General features: G+C 72.5%; 9 protein-coding genes and 1 pseudogene. 4 read left to right on the forward strand and 6 right to left on the reverse strand.

All coding sequences use genetic code 11. The features are described from left to right. Positions 1-12: 12 nt before the first annotated feature. The 5 genes and pseudogenes from WME82_RS19755 to WME82_RS19775 all read right to left on the reverse strand — a co-directional run bounded on the left by WME82_RS19755 (position 13) and on the right by WME82_RS19775 (position 5,377). Positions 13-1,098, reverse strand: a complete 1,086-nt coding sequence (locus tag WME82_RS19755) for an ABC transporter permease (protein WP_437872980.1) — start codon at positions 1,096-1,098, stop codon at positions 13-15. After that, positions 1,095-2,030 carry an ATP-binding cassette domain-containing protein gene (locus tag WME82_RS19760; RefSeq protein WP_438044911.1) on the reverse strand — a complete coding sequence of 312 codons (936 nt, stop codon included), beginning with the start codon at positions 2,028-2,030 and terminating at the stop codon, positions 1,095-1,097. Before WME82_RS19760 ends, WME82_RS19755 begins: the two co-directional genes overlap by 4 nt. A 174-nt stretch (positions 2,031-2,204) precedes the next feature. Then, a pseudogene (locus tag WME82_RS19765) lies at positions 2,205-2,681 on the reverse strand (ATP-binding cassette domain-containing protein); the annotation flags it as partial. 83 nt (positions 2,682-2,764) lie between these two features. Continuing rightward, entirely contained in the window at positions 2,765-4,066 is a 1,302-nt protein-coding gene (locus WME82_RS19770) for a BMP family lipoprotein (RefSeq protein WP_438044108.1), read from the reverse strand. 90 nt (positions 4,067-4,156) lie between these two features. Next, positions 4,157-5,377 (reverse strand): vWA domain-containing protein, encoded by a 1,221-nt coding sequence (locus WME82_RS19775; protein ID WP_438044109.1) that lies wholly within the window; start codon positions 5,375-5,377, stop codon positions 4,157-4,159. Positions 5,378-5,822: 445 nt separating this feature from the next. On the opposite strand from WME82_RS19775, the gene WME82_RS19780 reads away from it, so the two are divergent. Beyond that, positions 5,823-7,343, forward strand: a complete 1,521-nt coding sequence (locus tag WME82_RS19780; protein WP_438044110.1) for an SLC13 family permease — start codon at positions 5,823-5,825, stop codon at positions 7,341-7,343. Continuing rightward, entirely contained in the window at positions 7,340-8,548 is a 1,209-nt protein-coding gene (locus tag WME82_RS19785) for a glycerate kinase family protein (RefSeq protein ID WP_438044111.1), read from the forward strand. Before WME82_RS19780 ends, WME82_RS19785 begins: the two co-directional genes overlap by 4 nt. Positions 8,549-8,573: 25 nt before the next feature. On the opposite strand, the gene WME82_RS19790 is transcribed toward WME82_RS19785, so the two are convergent. Then, positions 8,574-10,163 (reverse strand): metallophosphoesterase family protein, encoded by a 1,590-nt coding sequence (locus tag WME82_RS19790; RefSeq protein WP_438044112.1) that lies wholly within the window; start codon positions 10,161-10,163, stop codon positions 8,574-8,576. A gap of 115 nt (positions 10,164-10,278) precedes the next feature. Here WME82_RS19790 and WME82_RS19795 point away from each other — a divergent pair, with 115 nt between their 5' ends. Continuing rightward, a complete protein-coding gene (locus WME82_RS19795) occupies positions 10,279-11,550 on the forward strand; it encodes an SUMF1/EgtB/PvdO family nonheme iron enzyme (RefSeq protein ID WP_438044113.1) in 1,272 nt (423 codons plus the stop codon). A 676-nt stretch (positions 11,551-12,226) separates the two neighbouring features. Further along, on the forward strand, positions 12,227-13,000 hold the full coding sequence (locus WME82_RS19800) for a hypothetical protein (protein WP_437747062.1): 774 nt from the start codon (positions 12,227-12,229) through the stop codon (positions 12,998-13,000). Positions 13,001-13,088 lie beyond the last annotated feature (88 nt).

Here is a 13,088-nt window from a genome sequence, read left to right on the forward strand (position 1 = left end):
GGCCTCGTGCCATCAGGCCACCTCCGGCCGGCCGCCGCCGCGCGCCGCCCGGGGGGACAGGAGCGCGAACAGGACGAGCGCGCCCTGGAGCACGCCCGACAGCGAGGACTCCAGCCCGAGGGTCATCGGGAGCTCCAGGCTCCCGACGTTGAGCGCGCTGAAGAACAGGGCGATCGGCGCGACGAGCGCGGCGCGCCGCCCGGCGAGCATCACCACGAGCAGCGAGAGGAAGCCGAGGTTGCTCGAGATGCTCGGGATGAGCCGGTGGAACGTGCCGAGCACCTGCAGCGCGCCGGCGACGCCGGCGAGCGCGCCGGAGACCGCGAACGCGAGGAGCACCTGCCGCGCCGCGAGCACGCCGAGCACCTCCGCGGCCGGCGGGCTCAGGCCCACCGCCCGCAGCCGGAGCCCGAGGTGGGTCCGCCCGAGCACGACGGCGGTCCCGAGGAGCGAGAGGACCCCGAGCAGGAGCGCGACGGGGCTGAGATCGGTGCCGCCCAGCGTGGAGAGCCAGAGCGCGCCGTCGAGCGGCTCGGTGCCGGCCATGGAAGCGACGCCAGGGCGCTTCCACGGGCCGAAGACGAGGTACAGGACCAGCCCCTGGGCCACGAAGTTCATGCCGAGGCCCGCGAAGATCTCGCTCACCCGGACCCGCGTGTGCAGCGCGCCCGTGAGGGCGCCCCAGAGCACCCCGCCGATCGCGCCCGCGCCGACGCAGAGCGCGACCACGGCACCCGCCGGGAGGTGTGGCCACAGGGCGCGCGCCGCGCCCGTGGCGCAGACGGCGCCCAGGACGAGCTGCCCCTCGACGCCGAGGTGGTACAGGCCAGCGCGAAACGTGAAGAGCAGGCCGCTCCCACAGAGGAGCAGCGGCGCCAGCGTGACGAGCACCCGCGCGGCGCGATCCGTGGAGCCGAACGCGCCCTGCCACAGGCCCGCGGCCACCGCCGCCGGCGAGGCGCCGAGGAGCGCGCACAGGCCCGCCACGAGCGCGAACGCCAGGGCGAGCGGTACGAGGCGAAGGAGGAGGGACAAGGCCCCGCGGCGCGGCGCGCGGCGCGCGGCGGGCTCGGCAGGGGCGCTCGGCTCGGAGCTCATCGGTCGGACCCCGCAGGCGCCGGGGGCGGCGCAGGTGCACCAGGCGCCGAGGGCAGGGCGGCGTCGTCGAGCTCGCCGCCGATCATCCGCCCGAGCCGGTCCAGCGTGAGGTCGGCGACGCCGACGGGCGGCGAGACGCGCCCGCCGCTGAACACGAGGATGCGATCGCTGTAGCGCATCAGCTCGTCGAGGTCGGACGACGCGAACAGGAGCGCCGCGCCGGCACGGCACCGCGCGAGGAGCTGCTCCCAGACCCAGCGCGCCGACGCGATGTCGAGCCCCCGGGTCGGCTGCTCCAGGAGGAGCAGCGCGAGGCCCGCGGGGAGGAGCGCGAGCTGGGTGCGCTGCTGGTTGCCGCCGGAGAGCCGCTCGACGGGCGTGTCGGGCCGGCCCCGGATCCGGAGCGCCTCGATCGCCCGCTCGGCGGCGCGCCGGATCTCCCGCGGGCGCAGGAAGAGCCCGGGCCGCGGCGCGCGCAGCGCGACGTGCTCCTCGATGGAGAGGCCCGCGATGAGGCCCTCGCGACGGCGATCGGCGGGAAGGTAGCCCACGCCGGCCCGCAGGAAGGCCGGGTAGGGGCGGCCGGTCAGGTCGGCCCCGCCCACGACGACGCGTCCCCGCCGCGCCCGGAGCAGCCCCGCGCAGGCGCGCAGCAGGAGGCGCTGGCCGCTCCCCTCGAGGCCCGCGAGCCCGATCACCTCGCCGCGGCGGACGGCCAGGTGGGCGATGCGCACGTCGAGCCGGTGGTCGCCGAACGCCACGCCCTCGAGGGCGAGCGCCTCGCCGCCGCTCGGCTCCGCGCCGCCGCTCGGCTCGGGCAGGCGCTCCAGGGGCGCGAGCGCCGCGCCGCCGCCCTCCTCGGGGGACCGCTCCTGAGGCGCGAGCGCCTCACCGAACATCAGCGCGACGAGACGATCGGCCCCGGCCGGCATCTCCGCCTCTCCCGCCACCTTGCCGTGCCGCAGCACCGTCACGCGATCGCAGAGCGCCTCGACGTCGGAGAGCTTGTGCGACACGAGGACGATCGCCTTGCCGTCCGCCTTGAGCCGCCGCAGCGCGGAGAACAGGGCCTCCTGCTGCGCCCCGGAGATCCCCGTCGTGGGCTCGTCCAGGAGCAGCGCTCGGACGCCCAGCGAGAGGAGCCGCAAGAGCTCGATCTGCTGGCGCTCCCCGAGGGTGAGCCGGGCGACGTGCTCGTCCGGGTCGACGGAGAAGCCGAAGCGCGCCGCGAGCGCGAGCAGCTCCTCGCGCGCCGCGCGCCGGGGGAGGAAGACGCCGCCGGCGCGGCCGCGCGTCGCCAGCGGCGAGCGCGCGCCGCCTTCAACGCCGGCCGCGCGGGGCCGGGCGACCAGGTAGCTCTCCAGGACGGTGAGCGGCGGGAAATCGAGCGGCTCCTGGTGGAGCACGCCGACGCCGGCGGCGAGCGCGTCCGCAGGGCTCGCGAGCGCCACCGGGCGGCCGTCGAAGAGCAATCGACCCGCGTCCGGGCGGAGGAGCCCGCCCAGGATGCGGAGGAGCGTGCTCTTGCCGGCGCCGTTCTCGCCGAGCAGCCCGTGGACGGCGCCAGCCTGGATCGTCAGCGACACGCCATCGTTGGCCTTGACCGGGCCGAACCGCTTCGCGACGCGCTCGATCTCGATCCGCATGGATCACCGCCCGGAGACGGCTACTTGCTCGGCCCGGTGATCCCCCGGACCAGCTGCGGCAGATACCAGATCTGCTGGGGCGTCGCGGCCTCGCCGTCCTTCAGGAACTCGGTGCCGTCCTGGAACTTGAGCGGCCCCTTGAAGAGGTCGAGCCCGTTGGCCAGCTCGATGACGAACGCGCCGAGCGGCGCCTGCGCCTCTCCCAGCGCGGCGCCAGGCCCGAAGCCGACGACCGACGACTCGCCGTTCAGGTCGCGGAAGTCCGGCCCTCGCCAGACGAACTCGCTCGCGTACTTGCCCGCGCGCGCCTTCTCGATCGCGTCGCGGTAGAGCGGCGCCCAGTTGTAGTACGCGACGCCGAGGCAGATCTCCGGCGCCAGGTCGCAGCCGGCCCTGTGGTCGTAATGGACGTACTTGACCTTCTTGCCCGCGCCGCTCGCCTTCTTGGCCTGCAGCGCGGCCTCGGGCGTGTCCAGCCCGGTCATCAGCACGTCGAAGCCGCCGCCGATGAAGTCGTCCGACACCTTGGTGGGGTCGAGGGTGACGCCCGGGATGTTGAACCAGAAGCCGATCCACGTGACCTTGAACGTGAGGTCCTCCGGCTTCTTCTTCTGGTACTTCTCCCAGCAGTACCGCGCGCCGAGGTACGCCGCGGTGACCAGCCGGCGGGTCTCGTCGTTCACGAGCGGGCCGACATACCCGATCTTGCCCGCCTCGGTGCCGAGCGCCGCGGCGCACCCGGCGATGTGCTGGGCCGTCTCGATACGCCCCATGAGGTTGCCCAGGTTCGGCTGGGGCTTGTGGTTCTTGCCCTCCTTCCAGGCGTAATCGCCGGAGATGTGGATGACCGTGACCTCCGGGTGCTTGCGCGCGGTCTCGAGGGCGTCGTCCTTGTAATCGTCGGAGTTGTAGACGACGAACCGCGCGCCCCGGGAGATGAGATCGTCCGCGACCTGGGAACCCTTCACGTTCGGGCGGTCGGACGGGTTCACCTTGTCGACATACTCGAAGCCGACGTCCGGCATCTTGGCGAGCACCGACCGGATGCCGTCGTGATGGGCCTGGTTCCACCCTTTGTCGTTGTAGGGGCCGACAAGCACCATGCCGACCTTGTAGGCGGCGGCCGGCGCCGCGGGCGCAGCGCTCGCCGGCGCCGCGGCGCTGGGACCGGCGGTCTTCTCCGAGGGCGGGCTCGTGCTCGTCGACGAGCCCTGGCACGCGCCGGCCAGCAGCGACAGCGCGATGGTGAAGACGGCGGGCGGGCGGGCAGCGGGGCGCGGGACAGCGAGGGCCGCGGGCGACTTCGGCGGGTGAGGTGTCACCGAGGCATCGTGGGCGGGAATGTCGCAGGGTGTCAAGAACCGCCGAGACGGACGACGCCGAGCGCAGGTGTGCTGGGCGTCGTCCGCGTTTCACTGCGGTATCACGATCACGTCTTCGCAGGTGAAGTCGACCCCCAGGGCCGCTTCGGGGTCCGCCTGAATCGTGGCGCACGTGCTGTCGCAGAGCACGATCTGGGTCGGGTTCGCGGCGCTGTCGTAACGCCAGGCGTTCTCGCTCGCGCACTCCTGGTCGTAGGAGAGCGCCGTCGGGTTACCTCCGCCGCTCTGGTACGTCACGCGGACCCGCTGCGCGTCGAAGCTCCGCCCGTCGGGAGCGGGCGGTATGTCGACCGTGCAGGAGACCGAGGCGCCGCGGATCGCGTCGATCGCCGCCTTGAAGGCAGCCGAGGTCGCCCCGGGATTGCCCGTGTCGATCAGGTAGGCTCGCTCCGTCCCGCCCGCGTCGGCGATCTGGTGCAGGTTGTCGAGGTCGTGCGGCGCGCCCTCGATCGGCGGGTTGTCGACGCCGATGACGTACGTCGGGACGCCGTCCGCGAGCGCGCCGGCCGCGGCGTCCGACACGCCCTCGATCCTGTTGGCCTCCGTGCCGCAGCCCGCAGGATAGCCGTCCGTGACGAGGACGATGGCGTACCTGCCGGGCGTGGCCTGCCGCTGCTCTTCGACGTACGAGATCGTCCCCTGCATGACGAACAGCGTCGGCGTGCCGCCGCGCCAGTCGGCGCTGGTGGCCGGGGTGACCGCGGTGATCGCCTCCTCGAAGCGCGCAGAGGGCAGCGGCGTCATCGGGACCTCCGGTCTCTCGTAGGTCTCGGCCGAACACTTCTCATCGCGGTCCTCGTCGTCGCTCGGAAAGAACCTGAGCGACGCGTTGATGCCCTCGGACAGGGGATCACTGAAGAACTGCTTCGTCGCCGCCACGACGGGATCCCACTTGAGCTCCTTGTCGTACCAGGGCTCGTCGCCCATGCCCATGCTGCCGGACACGTCGAACGCGAAGGCGAGGTACACGGGCTGGAGGTCGGCGCTGGCCGACTGGGTGGCGCACGCCCCACCTTGGCCCGAGGAGCTGCCGTTGCTCGAGGAGCCGCCTTGCCCCGAGGAGCCGCTTGCGCCCGGACCGCCCGATCCGAAATCGCCGCTCGTGCTCTGGGAGCTCCCCTGGCCAGAGCCTCCGCTCCCCGGGCCGCCGCTCTGCGAGCTCCCGTCGCCGTCGCTGGCGCCATTGCCCCCACATCCAACGCCGATCGCACCCACTGTCAGCAACACAATGGCCATCGTGGGCAATCTCATAAGTCGAATCCTCCATGAAGCGCGGCCGGGCGCGTGTCGCCGGCGCCAAAGCCGTCGATTCTGCGTGAGACACCCGGAGCAGACACGGCCGTGAAGCTCGCTCCCGGTGCCCGTCATCCGGGAAGCATAGCTGACCAACATGGCAGCCGGACGACGCACGGATCAGAAATGATGCTTTCCGGCAACGCGGTCCGGCAATGGGTTGCCGCGGCCCAGCATTCCTTGAAGTGTGGTCTCCTCTCTCACCACAGCTCGGTGCGCGACGCCCGGTGTGTGGAAGGGGCTGAGAGCGCCGGCTCTGGTGGGCAACGTTGTCGACGAGGCGGACCCTGGCGCCGAACGTGGACGGCGCCGCGCCGGGCTTGGGTCGGGCGCATCCGCGGCGGTGATCGCGGCCTGCGAGCAGCCTATCTCGTCAGCACGGTTGCAGGATGGGGCACGGACTATGCCTTCCTCCAAGCGGGCGATCTTCATGTCATCGAGCGACGCAGATCATGATGACGCGCCCGACCTCGAAAGCGCCGCGGATGACAGCAATGCCGTGGCCGTCCGCCCGCCGCCCTCGCGGCCGGCCCCGCCACGCCCGGCCGATCGGGTTCGCGTCGTCCTGCCCCTCTCGCTGACGATCGCTGCGGGGATCGCCGTCGTCCTGCCGGCGACGTTGCCGGCGCCCGCCCGGATCGCGCTCTTCGCCGTGCTGCTGGCGATCATCCTCTGGTCGACCACGTCGCTCGACGTGGCGTACGTCGGGCTCGGCGCGGCGCTGCTCCTCCTCCTGACCGGCGTCAGCCCCCAGGAACGGCTCTTCGACTCCCTCGCGTCCGACGTCATCTGGTTGATGATAGGCGCGTTCATCCTGGGTGGCGCAGTCGAGCAGTCCGGCCTGGCGATGCGGCTGGCGCAGCGCGTGGTCGAGCGCGCTCGCACCGTGCGCGGCCTGTTCTGGTGCTTGACGGCCGTGCTCATCCCGTCGTCGCTCTTCGTCCCGTCGGTCTCGGGCCGTGCCGTGATCGCCATTCCCATCTTCCGCAGCATCTCTTCCATCACGGCGGATCCGCGCATCACCCGTGCCCTCGCGCTGCTGTTTCCCACCGTGATCCTGGTCAGCACCATCGGCTCGCTGGTCGGCGCGGGGTCTCACCTCGTGGCGAACCAGCTGCTGAGCCAGGTCACCGGCCGTCGGCTGTCCTTCGGCGAGTGGGTCCTCTACGGGATGCCGTTCGGCATGGTGGCCAGCGGCGCCGCCTGCGCGGTGATCATGGCGCTCTTCCTCGATGGCGAGCGCCGCGGGCGATGCATCCGGGTTCCCCGGCGCCCGCGAGGCTCCTTGTCGCGATCGGAGCGGATCACCCTGGCCGTCGGCGCGACGATGGTCGTGCTCTGGCTCTCGGAGCGGTGGCACGGCTACGAGAGCGCCACGGTCACGCTGGCCGGCGCGCTCGTGCTCACGGCGCCTGGCAGCGCGCTCCGCTGGAAGGAAGGCGTGAAGGCGGTCGACTGGAACCTCCTCCTCTTCGTCGGAGCAGCGCTCGTCCTGGGAGGAGCGCTGATCGACACGGGCGCATCCGGCTGGCTCTTTCAGGCGCTGCTCCGCAACAGCGGTATCGAGAGCGCCGGAGGGCGCCTGTTCTTCGTCGTGGCGGTCGGCGTGATGTCGCTGACGTCCCATCTCTACCTCACCTCCCACGTCGCTCGCATCGTCGCGCTCGGCCCCGTCTTGCTGCAGCTCGCCGCCGATCGCGATCTCGACCCCGCGGCGGTCATCTTCATCGGCACGGTCGGCATCGATTACTGCCTGACGTTCCCGGTGAGCTCCAAGGCGCTCCTGATGTTCCATGGGCTCGACGGAGAGACGTTCCGCCCGGCGGATCTCCTGCTCCTCAGCGCCGTCCTGCTCCCGATCCACCTGGCGTTGATCGCCGTCTTTTACTTCACCTGCTGGCGCTGGATGGGGCTCGCGCCATGACGAGCCCCCTGCGCATCCTGATCGCTCCGTCGGGCTTCAAGGAATGCCTGGATGCGGAGCAGGTCGCCGAGGCCATCGCGACGGGCATCCGGCGCGCGCTGCCGGAAGCGCGCCTCCTGAAGGCGCCGCTCACGGACGGCGGCGAGGGCTTCACCCGGGCGCTGGTCAAGGCGACGGGCGGCTCCTTGCACCCCGCCATCGTGACAGGTCCGCTGGGCCAGCCTGTCGCGTCCCATTTCGGCTTCCTCGGCGGCGCCGGACCACGGACGGCGGTGCTCGAGATGGCCGCTGCCGCCGGGCTCCGCCTCGTCCCGCCTCACGCGCGCAACCCGATGGCCACAACGACACGCGGCGTCGGCGAGCTGATCCGCGCCGCGCTCGACGCGGGCGCGGAACGGCTGCTCATCGGCTGCGGCGACTCCGGCACCAACGACGGCGGGGCGGGCATGGCCCAGGCGCTGGGCATCCGCCTGCTGAACGCGGCGGGGATCGAGATCGGAGCGGGAGGAGGAGCGCTGCTGGAGCTCGACCGCATCGACCTCTCGGGCAGGGACTCCCGCATTCCCCGCGTGCAGATCGAGGTGGTGTGCAACTGGCGCAACGTCCTCTGCGGTCCTGGCGGCGTGGCGCGCGTGTTCGGCCCGCAGAAGGGCGCCTCGCCGGAGATGGTAGCGCGGCTGGAGGCGGCCCTGGAGCGGTATGCCGCCATCATCGCGCGCGACGTGGGCGTGGGCGTGAGAACCATGGCGGGAGGAGGCGCCTCCGGAGGCCTCGGCGCGGGGCTTCATGCCCTGCTGAAGGCGACGCTCTTGCCTCGCTACGATGTCCTCGTCCGCTACCTGGACCTGGACGGCCTCCTGCGCGACGCCGATCTCGTCGTCACCGCGGAGGGGGGGCTCGACGCCCGGACCTCGCGCGGCAAGATGCCGGCGGAGCTGGCCAGACGCGCAAAGCACTTCAGGCTGCCGGTCATCGCTCTGGCAGGGACCATCGACGAGGATGCGCGCGTGAACTACGCGTGCGGGATCGACTCGTTCTCGTCGATCCTCGAGGCTCCATGCACGCTGTCCGAGGCCATGGATCGTGCCCCCTTCCTGATCGCGAACGCGGCCGAGAACGCGCTGCGCTACATCCTCATCGGTCGAGGTCTCCCCGGGCTCCGCAAGGCGCGCGGGCATCCGCGTCCACGCGCGCGGGCGGGCTGACCCGACCTGGGTCGGGTCGGGTCGGTCAAGACACCTCGGCCTCGGCTGCGGCGGGCGGCGCCGGCGCGGCAGAGCGCGCGGGGCGGAGCGGGTGCGTCTCGACGCGCCAGATGCCGTCGTCCGTCAGGCGGATCGCCGCGAACCTGGCGACGCCGTCGAGGTGGCCGTCGGTCTCGTGGCCGAGCGTCGAGGAGGGGTGCGCGTACACGCTGACGCGACCGCCGCTCTTCGAGCGGTAGTGGCCGAAGAACGCGAGGTGCTTGTGCCCGTGGAGCACGAGGGCGCTGTTCTTCTTCGGGTTCTTCTGCTGGTACGCCGCGAGCATCTCGAGGAGGCGCGGGCCATCCATGGCGATCATGAACGTGTCGTTGAGCGAGATCGGCCCCGCGAGGCGCGCCACGTGGTGGTGGAGCAGCACGATGACCGGGCCGGACCCCCGCCGGAGCGCGCGGGCGAGGCGACGCAGCTGAGCGCCGCCGATCTGCCCGATCGCGTTCGACCCCACGAACCGCGACCTGTAACGGTTGGAGTTGAGTCCGAAGATCCGGATACCGCCCCCGAGATCGAGCCGCCTCGGATACAGGCCGGCGATCGCGCGCAGCCGCCGCCGCGCGCGCTTGCGGGCCGGGACGTGAAGGGGAGGCTGAAAGGGGCCGCGCTCCACGCGGGTGAGCACCTCGATGAAGCGCTGCTCGCGCTCCGCCCGCTTCGTGAGGTACGGGTCAGGCGACGTGCCGAGGTTGATGGCGACATCGTGGTTGCCGGGCACCATGAGCACCTGCGAGGAGGCCGGGATGCCGGAGAGCGCCGCCTCGAGCTCGTCCCACTGCGCCTCTTCCCCGAGATCGGTCATGTCGCCCGTCAGCGCGACGAGCGGCGGCTTCATGGCGGCGATCTCCGCCACGAGCCGCTGGAGGCGGCCTGTCAGCTCGGCGGTGTCGGGGCGAGGGGCCCCGTCCGGCCACGCGGCGGAGCCCTCCTCGATCTCGTAGGGCTCGCGGCCGCCCGCCGTGATGTGGAGATCGGAGATCTGGCAGAGGACGAGCCGCCCGCCGGGGATCGCGTCGCCAGGATCGGGGAAGAGCGTCGCCGCGCCGCCATACCGCAGGATCACGCGGGTCGCCTCGCCCAGGGCGGACGCGAGCCAGGCATAGAGCGAGAGCCCGAGCGCGAGCGCGGCGAGCGCCGTGCACACGGCCAGGACGAGCGCGGCCCCGCCGCCGAAGGAGAGCCTGCCGCCCGCGGGGAACCAGGACGCGAGGAAGGAGAGGAACGACCCGTCCAGCCACGCGGAGAGCCAGGCGGGGACGCCGATCTCGAGGGCGTGCACGGCGAGCCCGCCGGCGCCGCAGGCCGCGGCGAGGAGGACGAGCAGCAGGATCAGGCGATCGCGGACGACGTCGATGACGTCGACGACCTCGCCGAGCCTCCCCCGGAACGACGAGCGGAAGTAGCGGCTCCCGTAGGAGATCTTCTTCCATGTCTCCGGCCGCCACACGCGGCCTTGGCTCGCAACGCTGGAGATGACGAGGGCCGGGGTGATGACCAGCGCGAGCAGGACGAGCACCGGCAAGAGCGCCAGGTAGAGGACTCGGAGGGCCGCCCTTCGCGCCATGCCTCATTTGACGTGCCCCGGGCAGTACCGTCAAGGAGCCGCTCGGGCCGCGCGCGCCCCGAAAGTTGCCGGAATCGATGGATGCTCGTAGCAGTAAGCGCGAGCTCGCGCGCTGATGTCCTGCACCGAGACGCCGATAGAGCCGGCCTGCGCCCTGCGATCACCCGCGTCGAGCGGCCCGCCGCCGGCGCTCTCGACCGGCGCGCGCGCGGCGCCTGCGCGCCGGCGTGGCAGGGCCGCGGCCCTCGTCGCCGCGGGCGCTGCCGGCGCGGGGGCGGCCGTGTGGACCAGCGCGGCCGTGGCCGTGTGGACCGGGGCGCCCGCGACGGCGGCGCGCAGCGCGGCGCCGCTCGTGGCGAGCGCGCTGCCGGAGCGCGCGCCGACGGCGCCACCAGAGCGCGTGACGCTCACTGCGGATGACGAGGACGCCGAGCCCGGCACGCTGGAAGAGCAGCGCCTCCGGCTGTTCGCGCGGATGCGGCGCGAGCTCGCGCTCCCCGACGAGGCGATGCGGCAGGTCGAGGCGATCTTCGCGGCGTCGACGGTGCTCGGCCAGGGCAACCCCTCGCTGACGCGGCACCCGATGTCACGATCCGAGTGCCGCCGCATTCGAGCGCTCTCGGGCATCGAGCCGGCGCGCGAGCCGGCCTGCGGCGCGCCGGGGATGGTGCCGCTCTTCGATCCCACGCGCGGTCAGACCGCGGCGGACGCCCCCGCGTGCATCGATCAGCTCGAGTTCCCGAACGTGCCCTGCGAGTACCCCGTGGTGCACGTCCGGGCCCGCGAGGCGGCGCTCCTGTGCAGGGCGGTCGGGAAACGGATCTGCGACGCGCACGAGTGGGAGGGGGCGTGCGCCGGCGCCCTCCGGGATCCGGACGTCGAGTACGAGTGGGCGCGCCCCCGGAACGAGGCGAGCTGGCACCACAACCTCCTGCGCGAGAAGGTGTGGAGCTACGGCCCCGCGAAGAACCACGCGCTCTGCGGGACGGGGAGCTCCCGCACGCCGGGCTGTCCAGGCGGCGGGTGGGACCGCTGCGGCTCCAACACGTATCCGGCCGGCGCGTTCCCCGCATGCCGGAGCAGCCTCGGTGTCTTCGATCTGCACGGCAACGTGGCCGAGCACATGAGCCTGCCCATCCTGCCCGAGGAGCTCGCGCGGCACGGCGATCGGGGCTTCACCGAGATGAAGGGCAGCTGGTTCGCGTTCTCGTCGATGGAGGTCCACGCCGACGACTGCCGCTTTCGCGCCCCCGACTGGCACGCGACGCGCCTCATGAGCAGGGGCAGCCACGCGAACTACCACCTTGGATTTCGCTGCTGCACGGACATCACGCCGCCGGACGGCGCCGAGCGAGACGAGGGCGTCGACCACCAGGGCGCCAGGTGAATCCATCCACATAGGTTTGATCACATGAGCCCACGTGCGCGCAGCGGGTGGTCCATGGGCGCAGGATATCGCCGACGCGGCTCGTTCCGAGCGCCCGCCGCGAAGTTGCGGTGGCGGAGGCAGACGATTACGGCCCGAGGTGATCGATTCGTGTCGTGCCTCCGTTGGGGCACAAACGGCGCAGCCTGAGCACGTCAGGCGCAGAGGGTCCGACGTCGCGAGCGGGTTGCGGCCCGGTCAGACGAGCGGCGGGGAGGCGCCGCGCGCCGTCGCCAGCGGGCCTCGAGCGGGGCTCGACGGCTCTCGTTCACGACGGCCGCGGTGCGGGCGGGAGCGCAGGTGACCTGCTCGAAAGCCCGCGAGAGAGGCGCTGCGCGCTGCGCGCGGCGCCCGGCGCCGAGGCGTTGAGTTCGTCATCTCCAGCATGGGGCGCGCGGCCCGCGCGCGATACGCCCTCCGATCGGGGGCCGTCCCGCCGGTCTCCGCGTTGAGAACCCGGAAAACCAAGGCCGGCGTCGATCCAGAGAATGCCTTTTTGCGGACGCGCCAAGGCCGGTGACACGAGCTCGCAGCGGCAGTGTCTGCACACGAGGGCTGAGGCACACACCCTGCTCTTCGATGAGCCCAAGGTGGCTCGGACCTTCCGGCCATCACGGGATATTGAGGAGGACAACACATGCTCTCGATTCATGGCAAGGTGCTGGGGCTCGCGATGGTGATGGCGGCGCTGGGCACGGGGTGCGCCATCGATGCAGCGGACGACGCGGATCTCGACGAGGCCGGCGTCGACGAGGTCGAGCTGGTCGATTCGACCGCCGAGGCGCTCGAGGCCGGCGCGTCTGCGAGGGGCGGGTATCAGGAGCCGTACGGTGGCAAGGGCGGGCCCATCGGCGCGCAGGGCCCCATGGACCTCGGCCAGGCGCCGGTCGGCGTGCAGGGACCGGCGAGCCCCGGCCTGCAGGCGCCGATCGGCCAGATGGGGCAGGGGCCTGTCGGCCAGGGGCCTGTCGGCCAGGGACCCGCGGGCGTGCCGGGCGTCGGTGGCGTGCCGGGTGTGGGCGGGATGCCGTTCGGCGGCTTCGGCGGCTTCGGCGGCTTCGGCGGCTTCGGCGTGCCCGCCGCGATCATCTCGTCGAGTTGCACCACGTTCGTTCCCGACTGCTTCCCGTGCAACCCCTGCAACAACTTCGCTCCCCCCTGCTGCTGCAACCGGCCGCCCCACAACCCCTGCAATCCGGGCATTGGCGGCCCGTTCAACGGCGGGTTCTCGGCCGGCCCCTGCGGTGGCGGGTTCGCGCCGGGCTCCTTCGGTGGCGGGTTTGCGGGCAGCCCCTGCGGCGGCGGTAGCGGGTTTGCGGGCAGCCCCTGCGGTGGCGGTGGCGGGTTCTCGGGGGGCTGCTGCGGTGGCGGGGGGAGCTGCGGCGGCAACAACAGCGGGCTCGGCTGGTAACTACGGGGCCTCGGGCCTCGACCGCTAGCGCCGGCCGCTGAGAGGGCGCGGGGCTCGGAGGAAACAAGCCCGGCGCCGCGCGCAGGCC

The sequence above is a fragment of the Sorangium sp. So ce128 genome (genome assembly GCF_051525245.1).
Taxonomy (GTDB): Bacteria; Myxococcota_A; Polyangia; order Polyangiales; family Polyangiaceae; genus Sorangium; species Sorangium cellulosum_B.

What these genes read in the sequence shown, in the direction of transcription:
- WME82_RS19775 (WP_438044109.1), bottom strand. Translation starts at nt 5,377, where the DNA reads ATGAGATTGCCCACGATGGCCATTGTGTTGCTGACAGTGGGTGCGATC.
- WME82_RS19755 (WP_437872980.1), bottom strand. Translation starts at nt 1,098, where the DNA reads ATGAGCTCCGAGCCGAGCGCCCCTGCCGAGCCCGCCGCGCGCCGCGCG.
- WME82_RS19800 (WP_437747062.1), top strand. Translation starts at nt 12,227, where the DNA reads ATGCTCTCGATTCATGGCAAGGTGCTGGGGCTCGCGATGGTGATGGCG.
- WME82_RS19790 (WP_438044112.1), bottom strand. Translation starts at nt 10,163, where the DNA reads ATGGCGCGAAGGGCGGCCCTCCGAGTCCTCTACCTGGCGCTCTTGCCG.
- WME82_RS19785 (WP_438044111.1), top strand. Translation starts at nt 7,340, where the DNA reads ATGACGAGCCCCCTGCGCATCCTGATCGCTCCGTCGGGCTTCAAGGAA.
- WME82_RS19760 (WP_438044911.1), bottom strand. Translation starts at nt 2,030, where the DNA reads ATGCCGGCCGGGGCCGATCGTCTCGTCGCGCTGATGTTCGGTGAGGCG.
- WME82_RS19795 (WP_438044113.1), top strand. Translation starts at nt 10,279, where the DNA reads ATGTCCTGCACCGAGACGCCGATAGAGCCGGCCTGCGCCCTGCGATCA.
- WME82_RS19780 (WP_438044110.1), top strand. Translation starts at nt 5,823, where the DNA reads ATGCCTTCCTCCAAGCGGGCGATCTTCATGTCATCGAGCGACGCAGAT.